At 42.5% G+C, this 20,008-nt stretch carries 17 protein-coding genes; 15 read left to right on the forward strand and 2 right to left on the reverse strand.

The features are described 5' to 3' along the window. Window positions 1-131 precede the first annotated feature (131 nt). The 14 genes from MHI23_RS04670 to MHI23_RS04735 all read left to right on the forward strand — a co-directional run bounded on the left by MHI23_RS04670 (window position 132) and on the right by MHI23_RS04735 (window position 17,562). Window positions 132-797, forward strand: a complete 666-nt coding sequence (locus MHI23_RS04670; protein ID WP_034282284.1) for an HAD family hydrolase — start codon at window positions 132-134, stop codon at window positions 795-797. A gap of 15 nt (window positions 798-812) precedes the next feature. Continuing rightward, on the forward strand, window positions 813-2,351 hold the full coding sequence (locus tag MHI23_RS04675) for a bifunctional GNAT family N-acetyltransferase/carbon-nitrogen hydrolase family protein (RefSeq protein ID WP_012009394.1): 1,539 nt from the start codon (window positions 813-815) through the stop codon (window positions 2,349-2,351). Between the two features lie 347 nt (window positions 2,352-2,698). Beyond that, window positions 2,699-3,115: a VOC family protein gene (locus MHI23_RS04680; protein WP_024425308.1), complete on the forward strand. Its 417-nt coding sequence runs from the start codon at window positions 2,699-2,701 to the stop codon at window positions 3,113-3,115. Window positions 3,116-3,399: 284 nt separating this feature from the next. Continuing rightward, the gene (locus MHI23_RS04685) at window positions 3,400-4,317 is read left to right on the forward strand and encodes an AEC family transporter (RefSeq protein ID WP_024425307.1); all 918 of its coding nucleotides are present in this window, start codon (window positions 3,400-3,402) and stop codon (window positions 4,315-4,317) included. Between the two features lie 32 nt (window positions 4,318-4,349). Further along, the gene (locus tag MHI23_RS04690) at window positions 4,350-5,942 is read left to right on the forward strand and encodes a PucR family transcriptional regulator ligand-binding domain-containing protein (RefSeq protein ID WP_125587337.1); all 1,593 of its coding nucleotides are present in this window, start codon (window positions 4,350-4,352) and stop codon (window positions 5,940-5,942) included. A 255-nt stretch (window positions 5,943-6,197) separates the two neighbouring features. Next, a complete protein-coding gene (locus MHI23_RS04695; RefSeq protein WP_342492340.1) occupies window positions 6,198-7,538 on the forward strand; it encodes an aspartate aminotransferase family protein in 1,341 nt (446 codons plus the stop codon). Window positions 7,539-7,696: 158 nt separating this feature from the next. After that, on the forward strand, window positions 7,697-8,254 hold the full coding sequence (locus MHI23_RS04700) for a glycerol-3-phosphate responsive antiterminator (protein WP_024425304.1): 558 nt from the start codon (window positions 7,697-7,699) through the stop codon (window positions 8,252-8,254). Between the two features lie 215 nt (window positions 8,255-8,469). Then, on the forward strand, window positions 8,470-9,285 hold the full coding sequence (locus MHI23_RS04705) for an MIP/aquaporin family protein (protein WP_024425303.1): 816 nt from the start codon (window positions 8,470-8,472) through the stop codon (window positions 9,283-9,285). Between the two features lie 15 nt (window positions 9,286-9,300). Further along, entirely contained in the window at window positions 9,301-10,797 is a 1,497-nt protein-coding gene (gene glpK / locus MHI23_RS04710) for a glycerol kinase GlpK (protein ID WP_024425302.1), read from the forward strand. Between the two features lie 139 nt (window positions 10,798-10,936). Continuing rightward, window positions 10,937-12,598 carry a glycerol-3-phosphate dehydrogenase gene (gene glpD, locus MHI23_RS04715; RefSeq protein WP_024426602.1) on the forward strand — a complete coding sequence of 554 codons (1,662 nt, stop codon included), beginning with the start codon at window positions 10,937-10,939 and terminating at the stop codon, window positions 12,596-12,598. A 135-nt stretch (window positions 12,599-12,733) separates the two neighbouring features. Beyond that, window positions 12,734-14,479, forward strand: coding sequence for a phospho-sugar mutase (locus MHI23_RS04720; RefSeq protein WP_125587335.1), 1,746 nt, complete (start codon window positions 12,734-12,736; stop codon window positions 14,477-14,479). A 155-nt stretch (window positions 14,480-14,634) separates the two neighbouring features. Further along, on the forward strand, window positions 14,635-15,780 hold the full coding sequence (locus MHI23_RS04725) for a GAF domain-containing sensor histidine kinase (RefSeq protein WP_268416344.1): 1,146 nt from the start codon (window positions 14,635-14,637) through the stop codon (window positions 15,778-15,780). Then, window positions 15,777-16,427, forward strand: a complete 651-nt coding sequence (locus MHI23_RS04730) for a response regulator transcription factor (RefSeq protein WP_024425298.1) — start codon at window positions 15,777-15,779, stop codon at window positions 16,425-16,427. Before MHI23_RS04725 ends, MHI23_RS04730 begins: the two co-directional genes overlap by 4 nt. A gap of 250 nt (window positions 16,428-16,677) precedes the next feature. Next, window positions 16,678-17,562, forward strand: coding sequence for a GNAT family N-acetyltransferase (locus MHI23_RS04735; RefSeq protein WP_342492341.1), 885 nt, complete (start codon window positions 16,678-16,680; stop codon window positions 17,560-17,562). Between the two features lie 51 nt (window positions 17,563-17,613). On the opposite strand, the gene MHI23_RS04740 is transcribed toward MHI23_RS04735, so the two are convergent. Next, window positions 17,614-17,862, reverse strand: coding sequence for a YhdB family protein (locus MHI23_RS04740; protein ID WP_024425297.1), 249 nt, complete (start codon window positions 17,860-17,862; stop codon window positions 17,614-17,616). A 248-nt stretch (window positions 17,863-18,110) separates the two neighbouring features. Between MHI23_RS04740 and MHI23_RS04745 the strand changes: the two genes are divergently transcribed. Further along, the gene (locus tag MHI23_RS04745; RefSeq protein WP_224929232.1) at window positions 18,111-18,374 is read left to right on the forward strand and encodes a YqzG/YhdC family protein; all 264 of its coding nucleotides are present in this window, start codon (window positions 18,111-18,113) and stop codon (window positions 18,372-18,374) included. A 144-nt stretch (window positions 18,375-18,518) separates the two neighbouring features. On the opposite strand, the gene MHI23_RS04750 is transcribed toward MHI23_RS04745, so the two are convergent. Then, complete coding sequence (locus MHI23_RS04750) at window positions 18,519-19,994, reverse strand: catalase (RefSeq protein ID WP_039177466.1); 1,476 nt, start codon at window positions 19,992-19,994, stop codon at window positions 18,519-18,521. Window positions 19,995-20,008 lie beyond the last annotated feature (14 nt).

A 20,008-nucleotide genomic window follows, 5' to 3' on the forward strand; every position in this document is an offset into this window, starting at 1 on the left:
GACAAAATGGTACAGGCTCCTTTTATACATAATGATTTTAGCAGACATTCATCTTTGAAAGTCAATTTTATTCACGATATGATAGCATTGAGTATCATATTAAAGACTTTCGTAAAAAAGGAGTGGCCTCGTTGGTAAAGGCGATTATATTTGATTTTGACGGATTAATTTTAGATACAGAAACACATGAATATGAAGTTTTACAAGAAATGTTTGCAGAGCATGAGTCGGAGCTGCCTCTTTCTGTATGGGGCAACGTCATCGGGACGCAGGCAGGCTTTAAGCCTTTTGAATACTTAGAAAAGCAGCTAGGAAAGACGCTCGATCATGAGGCACTCACAGCGGACCGGCGTTCTCGTTTTCAAAAGAGAATGAAGGATGAATCAGCACGACCTGGCGTAGAAGCTTATTTACAGGCAGCGAAGGAGCTTGGAATCAAGATTGGACTTGCTTCCAGCTCAGACTATAAATGGGTGTCTGATCACCTGAAGCAAATTGGTCTTTTCGATTACTTTGAATGTATCCGCACGTCAGATGATGTGGAAGAAGTCAAACCTCATCCAGAGCTTTATTTGCAAACCGCAAGCTGCTTAGGTGTAGAGCCAAAGGATTGTGTGGCATTTGAGGATTCAGTGAATGGATCAATTGCTGCCAAACGCGCAGGCATGAAATGCGTCATCGTCCCAAACAAAGTGACGAGCACGCTGCAGTTTGAAGAATATGATGTCAGATTAGAATCCATGGCTGAAATCGAATTGCTCCAGCTATTCCATCAGCTTGAAAAAGAGGATCAGTAAGGGGGCAAAAACATCATGGCAGAAAAACTCGATTTAACGCGGTTTGAAAAAAGAATGGTGATCCGTAATATCCGGGAAGAAGATATTGACCGAATCATCGCCTTGCAGGAGGTATGCTTTCCGGGCATGGACCCTTGGAAACGAGAGCACCTTGAAAGCCATCTTGAGCATTTCCCAGAAGGTCAGTTTTGTGCTGAATTTGAGGGAGAAATCATTGGCTCTTGTTCAAGTTTATTAATTAACTTTGATGAATACGATGACCGTCATACTTGGCAGGACATCACAGATGATGGGTACATCACTAACCATAATCCAGATGGGATGAATATGTATGGAATTGAAGTGATGGTTAGTCCTGAATACCGCCGCATGAAAATTGGCCATCGTTTATATGAAGCAAGAAAAGACTTAGCGAGAAGATTAAATTTAAAAAGCATCATCATTGGCGGACGCATCCCGAATTATCATAAATACCAAGAGGAAATGACGCCTCGTCAATATGTGGAGCAGGTCATGCTTCACCAAATTTATGATCCTGTTTTATCTTTTCAGCTGTTAAATGAATTCAGCCTCATGCGGATCAATCCGAATTACTTGCCGGATGATAAGGCATCGAGCACATATGCGACGTTAATGGAATGGAACAACGTCGATTATCGTCCGCAATCGAAGAGATATTATAAATCGGCATTCCCAGTTCGTATTTGCGTCATTCAATATGCGATGAAACAAATTCATTCCTTCGAGGAATTCATGAATCAGGTGGAGTATTATGTTGATGTCGCTTCAGATGCGTCAGCTGACTTTGCCGTATTCCCAGAAATTTTTACAACGCAGCTCATGTCTTACTTAGAGGAGCGCTCCCCAAGTCTTGCAGTGCAAAGGATCACAGAATATACCGAGGACTACATTAATTTGTTCACAGACCTTTCTGTGAAGTACAACATTAACATCATTGGCGGATCCCATTTCGTTGAAGAGGAAGGGAAAATCTACAATATCGCTTATTTATTTAGACGTGATGGAACAATTGAAAAGCAATATAAGCTCCATATCACACCGAATGAAAGAAAATGGTGGGGGATTTCAGCAGGTGATCAGGTTCGGGTATTTGATACAGACTGTGGTAAAATTGCGATCCAAATTTGCTACGATATTGAATTTCCTGAGCTTGCTCGAATTGCAGCTGATAAAGGAGCGAAAATTATTTTTACTCCGTTCTGTACAGAAGACCGCCAAGGCTATTTAAGAGTGCGTTACTGTGCACAGGCTAGAGCGGTTGAAAACCAGATTTATACCGTTATCTCAGGAACTGTCGGAAACCTTCCGCAAACCGAAAATATGGATGTCCAATATGCACAGTCAGCGATTTTTGCCCCATCTGACTTTGAATTTGCAAGAGATGGGATTGTAGGAGAATGTAATCCGAATATAGAAATGGTTGTCGTTGGCGATGTCGATTTAGAAATTTTAAGAAGACAGCGGCAAGATGGAACGGTACGTCAGCTCAAAGACCGAAGAAGAGACGTGTACCATATTGAATATAAGAAATAATGAAAGGAAGCGCCTGTCACAAGGCGCTTCAGCGCACAGACAAACCCTCGCATTCGGTGTCAGGTCTGCGCTCCAGTGCTCACGAATGTTTCATTCGCTCCGCTCCGGTGCTCGACCTTCCTAGACTGCAAAGGTTTTCTATCACGCTGAAAAGAAGCGCCTGTCACAAGGCGCTTTTTTTTGATTAAGAGACATAGTAGCAGCACGAGCGCTGCTACCTGTTCAAGATTCATCATCATTTTTTGCTTAAATAAGGTGGAAAGCTTATTTTTTCATGCGATAAAGGGATGCCGGAGCAAAATCTGAATATACTGAAAGGAGATCATGTGTTCAAAAAGGAGAGGAACATGGGACGACAAGCTAAACATTTGTATATCAATTTACCGGTAAAGCATGTCAAGGAATCAAAGGCTTTTTTTGAGCAGCTGGGTTTTGACTTTCAAGAGCAGCTGACGAATGATCAGGCAGCTTGTTTGGTCATTGGTGACACCATTACGGTTATGCTGTTAACCCATAAGCATTTTCAAACCATCTCAGAAAAACAATTGGTGGATGCAAGGCAGGGATCAGAGGTCATTGTCTCAATGCGGGTTGATTCACGAAAAGAGGTCGATGAGCTGGTGGAGCAGGCGATGGCAGCAGGCGGGTCGCCGTTTAAGGAAAAGCAGGATCATGGGTTCATGTACGGTTGGAGCTTTCAGGATCTTGATGGTCATTTGTGGGAAGTGTTCTATTTGGATGAGGAGAGAAGCGGCCTTTCATAAGGGTGCTTCAGCGTGTAGACAAACCCTCGCATTCGGTGTCAGGCCTGCGCTCCGATGCTCACGAATGTCAAATTCGCTCCGCTTCGGTACTCGTCCTTTCTAGACTGCAAAGGTTTTCAATCACGCTGAAAAGAAGACAAAGGGCTAAAATAAAGAACATTTTAGCCCTTTGTCAATAATCAGAAGCGACCTTTCATAAGGTCGCTTCTTTTTTATTGTTTAACAGTGGTATGATTATGAGGAAACAAAAAATAGGAATTCATCTAGAGAAAAGTAGGTGCAGCATGGAGTTTTTACTTGTCTTACTGCCAGTGTTCGGTATTTTCCTTATCGGGTATATTGGGCAGAAGGCCATTGGTTTTGACATACATACGCTCTCATCAATGTCTTTATATTTAATGTCACCATTTCTTGCGTTTGAAACCTTTTATCAAAACAAAGTGTCGATGGACTATGTGTACCTATCTATTTTTGTCGTCGGACTTTGTCTTTCACTTGTTTTATGTGTCTTTATTTTATCTCGTATTTATGGTTATTCGAAGGAAATGTATTGTGCCATGATTCTGTCGTCAGCATTTATGAACAATGGGAATTACGGCACGCCTGTTGTCCTGCTTGTCTTCGGAGCAGCAGGTTTAGATATTGCCATCGTCTTAATGGTGCTGCAGCAGCTTGTCATGAGTACGATCGGTATGTATTATGCAGCAAAGGGCGGAGAGGATGCAGGGGATGGGAAGGTCGTGCTGAAAAAAGTGCTGCGTATGCCGGTTGCATATGGGGCACTCCTCGGTCTATTATTTCAGCTGATGGATCTTACACTACCTAAAGAGGTGATGACGGGTGTCCAGCTTGTGGGAGATGCCGCCATACCGACGATTATGCTTATTTTAGGCATGCAGCTCGCCGTCATTTCTTTTAAGCAAGTGGATTATCGCAATATTTCTTATGCTGTATTGCTGAAGCTGTTTATCTCACCACTCATCGCATTTGGCTTTACACTCATTTTACCGGTAGATGATCTAGTGAAACAAATTATGATCTTAGTTGCAGCCATGCCGACAGCAGCAAATACCACACTGATGGCTGTACAATTTCGAACGAAGCCTGAGTTTGTCTCAAGCACGACATTTCTCAGTACCGTTTTAAGCATCGTGACATTACCAGTTTTATTATGGATTTTATCTATGCACCCTCTGGGATAGGGGATAGGCGGCAAACAAAGGGGGACATATCAATGAATGCAGATGTTCATTTTCAAGTGAGTGATGTGTTGAAAACAAAGTATTTTGCCCATGCAAAAGTGTTAGCAGGAGAAAAGGGATTGTTTCGGCAGGTCAAATGGGTCCATGTGCTAGAAGTGCCTGCTGTAGAAGATTTGTTAAATGGGGGAGAGCTCATCCTAACAACAGCCGCAGGCTTTCATGATCAATTGGATGTGTTTCAAGCATTTTTAAAACAGCTGATCGATTCTGGTGCGGCAGGCTTATGTATTGAATTTGTTCCGCTCAGATTCGATGTGCCGGAAGAACTGATTGCGTATGCAGAAGAAAGAGATTTTCCGCTGATTTTGTTTACAAAAGAAGTGAAATTCGTCAACATCACACAGCATCTCCATACGATGATGATTGAACGCCAGTATCAAATGATGGCTGATTTAGAAGCACTGTCATCAAAGCTGAATGAGCTTTTGCTGACTCCGCATCCGCAGATGGATATTTTGGATCAAGTGTATCAGCACGTAAGAGGCATTCTTTTACTCATTCCTGTTCAGGGGGAGCCGATTATTTTATGTGATTCCTCCAAACAAACCGAAGAGCTGGTCATGAATTATTTACAGTTTGCTTCCTTGCCAAAAGGATACGAAGTGACCAAAAAAGAAGTGCTTGCACTCAAGCAGACATTTGCAGACCTTGTGCTCATTCATCAAACAAACACACTCTCAGAATTCGAACTGCTCGTAATGGATAAAGGGGCAAATGCTCTTGCCCAGCAAACGCTAAGAGAGCTTTATACAGAAGAATTGAAGAAGACAAAAGAGAACGAATGGCTGCAAAAATGGTTCCAAGAAGAGCATACAGAAAGAGATATTTTAGAGCATCTTGAAGAAACAGAGGGATTGAAAAAGCCAACCGGCTGTGTGGTGATGCTCTTTCAAAAGCATCATCAAATCGAAGAAATCGCAGGAAATCTTTATTTTCTCGTATCTTGCCGCTCTATCTTTCAGCGAGCGGGTTTCCATTTGATTCCTTATGAGCATCAAGGACAAACCTTGTTTATTTTATTGAACACGAGAAAGAAGGAGGATTGGAAAGAGCGTGCAGAGAGGGCTGCGAGCGATATCAAACAATTGTATGAGCGCGAGCAGCCCCGCGGAACTGTGATCAATTTTGGCATCGGTCCATATTGTGAACAGTTTCAGCATATGAGAAAAAGCTTTCAAGCAGCCAAAGAAGTGCTGCATTTAAAGAAAGTGATGCCCCAGCGTGTGGAAAGCCCATTTTATCAAGATTTGCATATGCTCCGTCTCATGCCTGTCATGAAGGAAAGCGGACTGCTTGAATGTATGGTGAAAGAGTATTTGGAGCCTGTCATTTTATATGATAAGCAAAATAGCGGCAGACTTTATCAAACGCTGAATATCTTTTTACAGACAAACGGTTCTAAAAAGGAAACTGCAAGCCAGCTCTATATTGTCAGGCAGACGCTTTATCATAGACTAGATAAACTGCAAGCATTGCTTGGCGAGGATATGATGCAGGCACCGAAACGACAGGCGCTTGAATTTGCGATTCTTGCATATGAATTCCTGCAAGGAAATGACCGTTAACGAGGTATGTTAGATTTGCTAAGCATCCTAGTAGAGTGTCTTACGGTTCTTTTCAATCAGTTGACGATCTGTCTAATGTAATGGGCCCGGCCCCTTTTTTATAATGAAAGTAATGGTTGGTTCTCTCTTACGGGCGGCCTAGTTTCAGTTTCATATGCCTCCCTTTTCAGCCATATAATGAATAGAGGGGCAATGTGCTGCTGAACCGGTTTAAGCTTCTTTAATGATGAAAACGGATACATGGGGGTCGGGAAGATGAAAATACATGAGCAGGCTCAAAATCTTCAGGCGAAAGATGATCAGTTGATCTGGCATCATATGAAAGGGACAAACAAGGAAAATGAAAGCATGGTCATTCACAAGGCAGAAGGCGCATGGGTGACTGATATTCATGGGAATCGCTATTTAGACGGGATGTCAGGTCTTTGGTGTGTAAATGCCGGTTATGGCAGAAAAGAGCTTGCAGAAGCGGCATATGAGCAGCTAAATACAATGCCTTACTATCCGCTGACGCAAAGCCATGTGCCAGCGATTCAGCTGGCTGAAAAGCTAAATGAATGGCTTGGCGGGGACTATGTCATCTTCTTTTCTAACAGCGGTTCTGAAGCCAATGAAGCCGCATTTAAGATCGCCAAACAATATCATGCGCAAAAAGGAGAGAGCACAAGAACAAAGTTCATCTCCAGGTATCGGTCGTATCACGGTAATACCGCAGCAGCTCTTGCTGCAACGGGGCAGGCGCAGCGTAAATATAAATATGAACCATTAGGTCAAGGCTTTATCCATGTCGCACCGCCTGATATGTATCGTCATCCTGAGGATCAAGAGACTTTGGCAAGTGCAGCGGCAATCGATCAAGCCATGACGTGGGAACTAAGTGAGACCATTGCTGGGGTCATTATGGAACCGATTATTACAGGCGGCGGTATCTTAATGCCGCCAAAAGGGTATTTGCAGAAGGTCAAAGACATCTGTGAGGCTCATGGAGCGCTTCTCATTGTGGATGAAGTCATCTGCGGCTTTGGCCGGACAGGGAAGCGGTTTGGTTTTATGCATGAAGATGTAAAGCCGGACATCATTACAATGGCAAAAGGGATCACAAGCGGCTATTTACCTCTTTCTGCAACGTGCGTGAAACGAGAAATCTATGAAGCCTACGCAGGGGAAGATACGTATGACAGGCTGCGCCATGTAAATACATTTGGCGGTCACCCTGCTTCTTGTGCGGTGGCCCTTGCCAACCTAGAGATCATGGAAACCGAGAAATTAGTAGAACGGTCTGACACACTTGGGCAAGACATGCTTGAACGTTTGCAAGAGTTAAAAGAGCATCCATTTGTCGGTGATGTCAGAGGGAAAGGCCTGCTGTTTGGTATTGAACTTGTTCAGGATCAACAGTCTAAAAAACCGGCTGCTCCACAGGTTGTCGGTCAATTGATTGCAGAATGTAAAAAACGCGGACTGATCATCGGGAAAAATGGTGATACGGTTGCCGGCTATAATAACGTTGCCCAGCTTGCACCGCCGCTAAATATAACAGCCGAAGACGCTTCATTTATTATCAACACGCTAAAAGAAAGCATGGCACAGTTATAGCAGAGAGATTTCTCTGCTTTTTTCTATGGGAAGAGCACATACATTAAGATCTGCTAGGTGCAATCGGCATTGGATACACTAGGTGTATTGAAAAATAGAAGAGATTCTATTACTGTTAGGAGAAGACTGAACCAATACACTTTAGAAGGAGACGGCATATGAGTTTTCATGATCAACCCATTCTACCTGCTGTTCGCAATATGAAGCAATTTGAGGAATTTTTAAAAAGTCCATTTACATATGGGGTCTTACTTGATGTGCATTTAGGCCGGCTAAAGGGCATTATGAATGAGGCAAATGCCCATCATAAAAAAATGTTTGTCCATGTCGATCTCATTCATGGGATCAAACATGATGAGTATGGAACGGAATTTATTTGTCAGGAAATGAAGCCGGCAGGAATTATTTCTACTAGGTCTTCTGTCATAGTAAAAGCCAAGCAAAAAAAGGTATATGCCATTCAGCGAATGTTTTTACTTGATACAAGTGCGATGGAAAAAAGCATGGAGTTCGTAGGAAAACACCGCCCAGATTTTATTGAAGTATTGCCAGGGGTCGTACCTGATTTAATTACAGAAGTGCGCGAGCGAGCTGGGATTCCAATATTTGCAGGCGGGTTTATCCGTACAAAAGAAGATGTAGAAAGAGCGCTTGAAGCGGGAGCTACAGCTGTGACAACATCGAATACAGCCCTTTGGAAAGCGTTCCAAAAGTGAAAAAGATAAAATGTGAAAATTGATTGACAACGTTTTCATCCTCTGATACTATAGCACTAAGTTAATATCATGTGATGGAGAAACGGAGATCCACAACAGCGCTTTACTAGGTGACAAATGACCCTGATGTAAAGTATGTTTGTTGTGGATCTTTTTTCTTTATCTTTTTTTACACATTCATAGGGGATGGCAACTGAACCAGAGGAGGAATTTTCATGACACCATTTTGGGGTGAAGTCGTAGGTACAATGCTTCTCATTATTTTTGGAGGCGGTGTATGTGCGGCAGTCAATTTAAAGAAATCGCTCGCATATCAGTCCGGCTGGATTGTAATCGCTTTCGGATGGGGATTTGCAGTAGCCATAGCAGCTTATGCAACAGGTGGAATCAGCGGTGCACATTTGAATCCAGCACTAACAATTGGGCTTGCGCTAGAAGGAAGTTTTCCTTGGGCTGATGTACCAATGTATATTGCCGGTCAAATGCTTGGCGCATTAATAGGAGCTATTATTGTCTTTTTACATTACTTACCGCACTGGAAAGCAACAGACGATCCAGGTGCAAAGCTGGGTGTATTCTCAACTGGTCCTGCGATTCCGCATACTTTTGCAAACGTACTTAGTGAAGTCATCGGTACATTTGTATTGGTTCTAGGAATCTTAGCGATTGGTGCAAATAAATTCGCAGACGGAATCAATCCGCTGATTGTTGGATTCTTAATTGTCGCAATTGGTCTTTCTTTAGGTGGAACAACTGGTTATGCAATTAACCCTGCACGTGATTTAGGTCCGAGAATTGCACATGCGATTCTGCCGATTCCAGGTAAAGGTCCATCGAATTGGAAGTATGCTTGGGTGCCAGTCGTTGGTCCAATTTTAGGCGGCGCATTTGGCGGTGTTTTCTACAATGCAGCTTTTAAAGCGAACATCACACCAGCCTTTTGGATTGTAAGCGTTATTTTAGTTGTGGTATTGTTAGGACTCTATGTCTCTACGAAAAATCAAACAAATGCTGTAAATGAAAGTATGTAAGGGGAGGAAAACACCATGGCAAAAGAAAAATATATTCTCGCTTTAGATCAAGGGACAACAAGCTCAAGAGCGATCTTATTTGATCAAGAAGGCAAAATTGCACATACAGCTCAGAAGGAATTTAATCAATATTTTCCGAACCCAGGCTGGGTAGAACATAATGCAAATGAAATTTGGAGTTCTGTTCTATCCGTCATTTCAACTGCTTTAATTGAATCAGGCATTGAAGCAGATCAAATCGCCGGTATCGGAATTACGAACCAGCGTGAGACAGCTGTTGTTTGGGATAAACATACAGGCGCACCCGTTTATAATGCAATTGTTTGGCAGTCTAGACAAACGTCTGGCATTTGTGAAGAGTTAAAAGCGCAAGGACACAATGAAACGTTTAGAAATAAAACAGGTCTTCTCATTGATGCTTATTTCTCAGGGACAAAAGTAAAATGGATTTTAGACAATGTAGAAGGTGCTCGTGAGAAAGCAGAAAATGGCGACTTGCTGTTTGGCACAATTGATACATGGCTCATCTGGAAGATGACAGGCGGTCAATCACACGTCACAGATTACTCCAACGCGTCAAGAACGTTAATGTTCAACATTTACGATCTGAAATGGGATGAAGAATTACTTGAGATCCTTGGCGTACCTGCTTCTATGCTTCCAGAGGTGAAACCATCTTCACACATCTATGGTGAAACAACAGACTATCACTTCTTCGGCAGAAATATCCCGATTGCAGGAGCGGCGGGAGACCAGCAGTCTGCACTATTCGGTCAGGCTTGCTTTGAAGAAGGAATGGCGAAGAACACGTATGGCACAGGATGTTTCATGTTGATGAATACAGGGGAAAAAGCAATTAAGTCGGATCATGGTTTATTAACGACAATTGCATGGGGCATTGACGGTAAAGTTGAATATGCTTTAGAAGGAAGTATTTTCGTAGCTGGTTCAGCGATTCAGTGGCTGCGCGACGGACTGAGAATGTTTAAAGACTCAAAAGACAGCGAAGCCTATGCGGAGCGCGTTGAGTCAACAGATGGCGTATATGTCGTTCCAGCATTTGTTGGTCTAGGCACACCATACTGGGACAGTGATGTCAGAGGCGCTGTATTCGGATTAACACGCGGTACTTCTAAAGAGCACTTTGTCCGTGCAACGTTAGAATCACTTGCTTATCAAACGAAGGATGTTTTAGATGCGATGGAAAAGGATTCAAACATCTCATTAAAAACTTTGCGTGTGGATGGCGGAGCTGTAAAGAATGATTTCTTAATGGGCTTCCAAAGTGATTTGCTGGATGTACCAGTAGAGCGTCCAGAAATTAATGAAACGACGGCACTCGGTGCGGCCTATCTTGCGGGAATAGCAGTTGGCTTCTGGAACGACCGTTCAGACATTGCAAAACAATGGAACCTTGACAAGCGCTTTGACCCTAAAATGGAAGAGGACAGCCGTGACTCGTTATACAGCGGGTGGAAAAAGGCTGTAAAAGCAGCTCAAGCTTTCAAATAAACCAAAAGTATGGTATACTTCAAGTAAGTTAATAGAACGGTTGGAGAACTGGAGAGACCGCAGGCACCGAAGTGTAGAAATACGCTTTGGGTGTTTGCGGTCTCTTTTTCTTTACCGTACAACATGGGAGGAACAAGAGATGACTTTTTCTAGCTTAGAAAGAGAACAAATGCTTCAGGAAATGACAAAAAAACCATATGATGTGTTTATCATTGGTGGGGGTATAACAGGCGCTGGTACAGCACTTGACGCGGCTTCACGCGGAATGCGTGTCGGTCTTGCAGAAATGCAGGATTTCGCAGCAGGTACTTCCAGCCGCTCAACGAAACTAGTGCACGGCGGACTTCGTTATTTAAAACAATTTGAAGTAAAAATGGTCGCAGAGGTCGGTAAAGAGCGTGCCATTGTATACGAAAATGGTCCTCATGTGACAACGCCAGAATGGATGCTTCTTCCGATGCATAAAGGCGGGACATTTGGTAAGTTTTCAACCTCTATTGGACTGAGAGTGTATGACTTTTTAGCTGGCGTAAAGCATAGCGAACGCAGAAGCATGCTAAGTGCGAAAGAAACACTTGAAAAAGAACCGCTTGTCAAAAAGGACGGCTTAAAAGGCGGCGGCTACTATGTTGAATACCGTACAGATGATGCACGCCTCACAATTGAAGTCATGAAAGAGGCTGTGAAATTCGGAGCGGAAGCGGTCAACTATGCGAAAGTAAAAGAATTTATTTATGATAAAGGCAAAGTGGTTGGTGTTGTCATTGAAGATGTCATGACGCAGAAAACATACGATGTGTATGCGAAGAAGATCGTCAACGCGACAGGTCCATGGGTAGATCAGCTGAGAGACAAGGACCACTCAAAAGAAGGAAAACACTTACAGCATACAAAAGGAATTCACTTAGTATTTGACCAATCGGTCTTCCCATTAAAACAAGCGATTTACTTTGACACGCCTGATAAACGTATGGTCTTTGCCATTCCAAGAGAAGGCAAAACGTACGTTGGAACAACAGATACAGTGTACAAAAAACAGCTGGAGCACCCGCGTATGACAAAAGCCGATCGTGACTATGTCATCCAAGCGATTCAGTACATGTTCCCTGACCTCAATATTACAGAAAAAGATGTAGAATCCAACTGGGCCGGTCTTCGTCCGCTCATTCATGAAGAGGGCAAAGATCCTTCAGAAATTTCTCGTAAAGATGAAGTGTGGACATCATCTTCAGGCTTAATCACCATTGCTGGCGGTAAATTAACAGGCTACCGTAAAATGGCTGAGCATATTGTCGATCTAGTACGTGATGGATTGAAACAGGAAACGGGCAAAGATTACGGACCATGTAAAACAAAGCATATGCCAATCTCAGGCGGCCATGTAGGCGGATCTAAAAACATGGCAGCCTTTGTTCAAGCGAAAACAGCAGAAGGCGCATCTGTTGGTTTAACAGAACCGATTGCACAAAAACTAGCTGAAAAATATGGTTCAAACGTCAGCAGTGTCTACAAACGAGTAGAGCAGCTTCAAGGGGAAGCAGACAAACGAAACATTCCAGCATATGTGCTGGCAGAGCTTGTCTATGCGATCGAAGAAGAACTAGCTGTAACACCTGTCGATTTCTTCTTAAGAAGAACAGGAAGCCTATTATTTAATATCAATTGGGCAAAAAAATACGCACAGCCTGTTGTTGACTACATGGCAGAGCGTTTTGGCTGGGATGAAGCAGCAAAACAGAAACATCAAACAGAATTAGATCAACTATTCCATGAAGCAGTCGTACCGCTTGATGCTGAATAAAAAGAAAAGCCGATCATGCATCGGCTTTTTTAATTGTCCATCGTAATTTTGGATATAGCATGACATTAAGGATGATTCGATATAAAATATAAGTAGATATTATTTATAATGATGGCAATAAATAGGAGGACGACCATGAGTTGGAAGACGAATTATGAGCGATGGATCAATGAGAAGCACCTGGATACTGAACTAAAGGAATGGCTGGAGACGCATCAAGATGACCACCAGGCACTTGAAGACTGTTTCTACAAAAACCTTGAGTTCGGCACTGGAGGAATGCGCGGTGAGATTGGTGCAGGCACGAACCGAATGAATGTGTACACTGTTCGTAAAGCATCAGCAGGTCTTGCTGCGTATATTGCGAAACATGGAGAGGATGCAAAAAATAGAGGCGTCGCCATTGCATATGATTCACGCCATAAATCGCCTGAATTTGCGATGGAAGCAGCTAAAACACTTGCTTCACAAGGCATTCAAACGTACGTATTTGATGAATTGCGTCCGACACCAGAGCTCTCCTTTGCGGTTCGTGAGCTGCATGCATTTGCTGGAATCGTCGTGACAGCAAGTCATAATCCACCAGAATATAATGGCTATAAAGTGTATGGTGAAGATGGCGGGCAGCTGCCTCCATTTGAAGCAGATCAAGTCATTCAAGAAGTAGATGCAATTGAAAATGAACTGTCGATTTCAGTTGACTCTGAAGAAACGTTGAAACAGCAAGGGCTGATCAAAATAATCGGAGAAGAAATCGACCATGCTTATATTGAAAAATTAAAAACCATTAGTGTGCACCCTGAGCTGGCACATGAGGTCGATGTCAAAGTCGTGTTTACTCCGCTTCATGGGACAGCCAATCACCCTGTCAGAAACGGGCTGCAGGCTCTTGGATATCAGCATGTCACTGTTGTGCCTGAGCAGGAAAAACCAGATCCACAATTCTCAACAGTGACCTCGCCGAATCCAGAGGAGCATGCAGCATTTGAGTACGCCATCAAGCTTGGTGAAAAACAAAATGCAGATATCCTTATTGCCACAGACCCAGATGCTGACAGGTTAGGCATTGCGGTCAGAGATCACGAAGGAGAATTTACCGTCTTAACAGGCAACCAAACAGGCGCTCTGCTGCTCCATTATTTATTATCTGAAAAACAAAAGCTGGGTCAGCTGCCGCCTCGTCCCGTTGTGATGAAAACCATTGTTACAAGTGAGCTTGGGCGCGCTGTAGCATCAGCTTTTGGTGCCGACACGATAGACACACTCACAGGCTTTAAATTTATTGGAGAAAAAATTAAGCAGTTTGAAAAGAGCGGAGAATACACGTTTCAATTCGGTTATGAAGAGAGCTATGGCTATTTGATCGGTGACTTTGCCCGAGATAAAGATGCGGTGCAAGCGGCACTTTTAGCCGTTGAAGTCGCTGCTTTCTATAAAAAGCAGGGCAAGTCCTTGTACGAAGCGCTTGTTGATATTTTCAAGCAGTTTGGATTTTACCGGGAAGGATTAAAGTCGTTAACCTTAAAAGGAAAAGAAGGAGCAGAGCAGATTTCAGCGATCCTTCATACCTTTAGAACAAACCCGCCAGCTGCCATCGCAGGGCAGCGCATCACAGTGATTGAGGATTATCAATCAAGTCAAAGACAACTTGTGGCTGAAAAGAAAGAGGAAACCATTCACCTGCCAGCATCAAATGTGCTGAAATACTTCCTTGAGGATGGTTCGTGGTTCTGCTTAAGACCTTCCGGCACTGAGCCTAAAGTGAAATTTTATATTGCAGTCAAAGGCACGTCTTTAACAGATAGTGAAGAAAAGTTAAAGCATTTGTCAGAAGAAGTGATGAAAGTCGTTTATGATATTGTGGAAGAAACAGCGAAATAACGAAAGACAAGGCCATCGTGTATGAATACATGATGGCTTTTTCTCAGCCAAAAGGATGAGAAGAAATCATTCTTTTGGAGAAAGAGCGACGAGAGGGCTCATGGTATAATGAGCGTAATGAGAAGTGAAGGCTGCAAATGCCGGGGGTAAACATTATGGGAGAATACCAAGAGAAGGTTGAAACATTAAAAACGTTAAAAGAAATTGCTGAAAAGCTAAATGAAGGCATGGAAATGAAAGAAACGCTCCATGAAGTACTCCACATGCTGATGGATGTCACAGGCTTTCATTCAGCATGGATTTATTTTATAGAAAAAGACGGGTCATATGAACTGATGGCAGAGGTTTCCTTACCTGAAGCACTCGCAAAGCATCAAAAGCAGCTCATGTGTCAAAATGATTGTTATTGCATCAACCGTTACACAAAAGGCACACTGCAATCAGCCACCAATATTATTAATTGCAAACGGATTGAAACGGCGATTGAAGAAAAGCTTGGGGATACAGAAGGAATTACTCATCATGCGACCGTACCGCTACAAGCGTGTAAGCGTACGTTCGGCTTATTAAATGTGGCAGCAAAAGGAAAAGTTACGTTTACGCAAGAAGAGCTGAATTTGCTTGAAAGCATTGCACTTCAAATTGGCACTGCCATTCAGCGGATGAAGCTTGTGCAAAATGAACAGCAGCACGCACTTTTGGAAGAAAGAAACCGGCTCGCACAGGACTTGCATGATTCTGTCAACCAAATGCTGTTCTCTGTGAGTCTGACGGCAAAGGCTGCACGGCAAATGACAAGCGATCAGAATTTAGGAGAAATGATTGATTTTATTCAGCATTTGTCACAAGACGCTCTGATTGAAATGCGGTCACTCATTTGGCAGCTGAGACCAAGAGGCCTTGAAAAGGGGTTTACGACAGCAATTGAAGAGTATGCACAGCTTTTAGGATTACGCTGCAACTTATCTTTATTAGGCTGTATAGAAATGGATCATTCACACAATGAAACTTTGTTTCGGGTATGTCAAGAAGCACTGAATAACTGTCAAAAACATGCGGAAGTAGAAGAAGTCGAGGTCAAGCTTGAGCAATCAAAAGACACGTTGGAGATGAAAATCATTGACCACGGAAAAGGTTTTCAATATGACGAGCAGATGAGCCTTCCTTCACTTGGGCTGAAAGGGATGTCTGACCGCATCCAAAGAGCAGGTGGTACATTTTGTATCTATTCAGAATTAGGTAAAGGAACCACGATTCATGTAAAAGTGCCATTTTCACAAGAAAGGAAGGGATCGTCATGAGAGTTGTCATTGCAGATGATCATCATATTGTGAGAAAAGGGCTTGTGTTTTTCTTGCAGACACAGTCTGATGTCGACATCGTTGGTGAGGCGTCCAATGGGCAAGAGGCATTAGAGGTTGTCAGAGAAACCCGGCCTGATATTGTCTTAATGGATTTGTCTATGCCTGTCATGAATGGCATTGAGGCAACGAAACAAATGACGCTGGAAATGCCTGACTCTCGTATTGTGATCCTGACAAGCTATGCGGATAAAGATTATGTCATTCCCGCCATTCAAGCAGGGGCGAAGGCCTATCAATTAAAGGATGTAGCACCAGAAAAACTGCTATCAACCATGATTGAAGTTCAAAATGGCACCTATCAGTTAGATGGTCATATCACGACCTTTCTCGTGCAGCATCTGACAGAGCCAAAAGAGCAGAAATGGGCATTGATGAAAGAGCTCACCAATAGAGAGAGAGATGTCTTATTTGAGATTGCAAAAGGCAAAAGCAACAAAGAAATTGCCTCATCGCTGTTTATTTCTGAAAAGACTGTCAAAACGCACGTATCCCATGTATTATCAAAATTAGAGCTGGCAGATCGAACCCAAGCCGCTTTGTATGCAGTGGATTATCAAAAAAATCAGCCAAAAGAGCTGCTATGACAGAAGGGGATTTAGTCGTTATGCTAAAACTTTTAAGCGCACATTCAATTCAATGAATTGAATAAAAAAGAGCACAGATGTTGGTTATTTGATGTGCGCTTTTGTGTAAAAAGAGAGGCATGGATCGTCTAATTTCTAATAGAAAAATGTAAAAGACTTGACGAGTGGATGCTCATCAAGTCTTTTTTTATTTTATAGGAGGTGATGAACTGGTCAATCACAGGTGAATTTAAAATGGGAGGGAATCAAAGTGGAAAAATATGAATTAGTAAGTGGTTATCGCCATGATGTCAAATTAAAAGAGAGCTTTAATAAGCTTGCGATCGATACATTTGATTTGGATTTTAGCGGCTGGTACGAAAGAGGCTATTGGGATGAAAAATATATACCTTATTCCTTTGTACATAACGGGAAGGTAATCTCTAACGCTTCTGTCTATCTTATGTCAGTGATCATTGATGGGCAAACGTATCGAGCAGTTCAAATCGGCACTGTTATGACAGATCAAGCCTATCAGCGCAAAGGATTAGCGGCAAAATTAATGCAGCATATCATGGATCAATACAAAAATGAGTGTGATGTCATCTTTCTTTTTGCTAATGAAACTGTGTTAGATTTTTATCCGAGATTTGGTTTTACCCGTCATCACGAAAGTGAATATAGCTTAAATATCAGTAAAAGCGCTATTCAAATAAAAAAAGGCGTAGATGTTAAAAAGCTGACATTGGAGCAAGACCTCTCATTACTTGAACAGTTCGCAGAAAATCGGCAAACTCACTCAATGAAGCTGGATGCTCAGCATCACAGCAGCTTATTGATGTTTTATTTTACATTAGTATGGCCGGATGCCATTTTTTATATTGAAGCATTAGATAGCATTGTGCTGTTGAATGAAGAAAATGAAACGATGCATGTGTTTGATATCATCTCGCTTCAAACACCAAATGTACAAGAAGTTGTAGAAAGCATTGTGAAGGAAACAACGGAAAAAGTGATTTTTTATTTCACGCCTGATACGACAATTGAAGGTTTACACGCAGTTACGAAGCCAAATGACGAGGATGCACTATTTATTTACACAAAGGAACATTGGGCAAAAGGCCACTTTATGTTTCCCATCACAGCGCACTGCTAATTGTATGTAAAAAGGCAGGGCTAAAATAAACTTCATTCTAGCCCTTTTTCTTTATGTGTACATCGGTTGTGAATAAACTTCAGCAGCAGCAGCCTCTGAAGCGTGGTCAATGTACTGCAGGAGCCCATATAAACATTTTTCAACATCTGCATCGTTCCGGTTAAATTGATACGCATGTAAGAAATGCTCAATACGTTTCGAGAGCAAATCATCTTGCGTACGTACCATAAGAATAAGTAAATTATCCCATTGCGAGCGATGCGTATAATAAAGTGCTTTATCATAATCCGCCACATTCATTAAACCTTCTCCTTTCCCTTGAGAAGTCCTCATTAGTTTGCTCGGAACATATCGACTTTTTCAGGGGAAAAGTTGGTGTCCGCATGAATTGCGTACCGGGAATTATAGGCTGAATAATTGCTTCATGTATGAAAAAGGATCAGCCAGCTAAAGCTAAACAAAACATATATGAAAGTGAGATCAATGATATCATGCAGTCGAAATGGTGGATGCTTATTGCAGCAGGAATCGTTTTGCTTGGCAGTTTGATGATTCATCCTGCATCAAAAGCAGCGGTGCAGCCGTTTGAAAATTGGGAAAGACTCGCGTACACAGCGTTGCAAGATGAATATAAAGGTGCCGCTTTAAACGATTATCATTACATTGGCCGGACAGAAGTAAATGATGAGCAGACAAAAGATGTGTTTCGCGTAACTGTTAAGGAAGGCTCAACTCGCTTTGCCGCACATGCAGAAATTTATTTTCATCCGGTGACCGGTCATTTGATTAGTATTAACGTGTTTCGACTATAAAGAAGCACCTTTTTTTGTAAAAGGTGCTTGAGGTGTTCTGACAAACCCTCAATAACTGCCTTTACTAGCACGCTCAAAAAAAGACAAAGGGCCAAAATTAAGATCATTTTAGCCCTTTGTCCAACAATTTATTTCGAGATGGATTTACTTCATGCTTCCTTGAAGATAAGCGCGAATATCCACACCAAGTGAATCCGCTAATCGCTGGCCGTAATCTTCATCGGCACGATAGAAGTTGCAGATTGCAAGTAATTTTGTTTTGTCATTTACATCTTTCAAATCAGCTGTTAGGTTTTTAATCAATGCTTGTTTCTCTTCTTCAGAGTAGCTTCGATATCTTTCTCCAGCTTGTTTGAAATCGTTCGGTTTTTCAATTTTTTGTCTCACCATACGGTCACCGTGAAGAACTGGCTCACTTTCTTTGTAGTGAGGGTTTTCTTTTGGCTGATCGTCATAACGGTTTGGTTCATAGTTAATATGACCGCTTGGACGAGTCGTTGTCATAAAGCCATCCTGCTGGTTATTGTGTACAGGTGCATAAGGGCAGTTAACCGGAATGCGCATGTAGTTCGCACCAAGACGGTGACGCTGCGTATCAGGATATGAGAACAGACGGCCTTGAAGCAGTTTATCTTCAGATGCCTCAATTCCTGGAACAAATGCACTTGGCGTGAAAGCAGACTGTTCTGTTTCAGCAAAGAAGTTTTCAGGATTGCGGTTGAGTGTCATGCGTCCTACTTTTTGAAGCGGGTAATCTTCCTCGCTCCACGTTTTAGTTGGGTCACATGGATCATAATCAAGTTCATCATAATCACTAAGCGGCATAAGCTGCACATATAAGTCCCATGCTGGGAAGTTGCCTTTTTCAATGCGGTCATATAAATCTCTTGTCGCATGCTGGAAATCGTTCGCTTGAATTTCTGCTGCTTCTTCCATAGATAAGTTGTGAATACCTTCAGAAGGTCTCCAGTGATATTTCACATATTTTGCTTCGCCGTATTTGTTCACCCATCTAAATGTATGCACACCAGAACCGCGCATTTCAGCGTAGCTTGCAGGGATTCCTTCGTCAGAGAAGAGCCATGTGAGCATATGAGTGGATTCAGGTGTTAAGGTCATAAAATCCCAATAACGGTCAGGATCTTGAATATTGGTTACAGGATCTGGCTTGAGAGAGTGAACCATATCAGGGAATTTCAATGCATCACGAATAAAGAAGATCGGCAAGTTGTTACCAACGAGATCATAGTTACCTTCTTCTGTATAAAATTTGACAGCAAAGCCGCGCGGGTCACGTAAGGTTTCAGGTGAACCTTTTGGATGAATAACGGTGGAGAAGCGAACGAAAACGTCTGTTTGTTTTCCTTCTTCACTTAAGAAGGCCGCTTTTGTATGTTTCTCCATGCTGTTTTCTACTTCAAACACACCGTAAGCGCCGGCGCCTCTAGCATGAACGACACGTTCTGGAATACGTTCACGATCAAAGTGTGCGAGTTTTTCAATCAAATGGTAATCATCAAGAAAGGTAGGTCCGCGGTGACCAGCCGTTCTTGAGTTTTGGTTATCGCCAACAGGAACGCCTTGGTTCGTTGTCAAATTTTTATGATTTGAATTTGTCATTCTTTTCTCCTCCT

Origin of the sequence: Bacillus sp. FSL M7-0003 (assembly GCF_038628485.1) — a bacterium.
In the GTDB taxonomy this organism is placed as follows: domain Bacteria; phylum Bacillota; class Bacilli; order Bacillales; family Bacillaceae; genus Bacillus; species Bacillus safensis.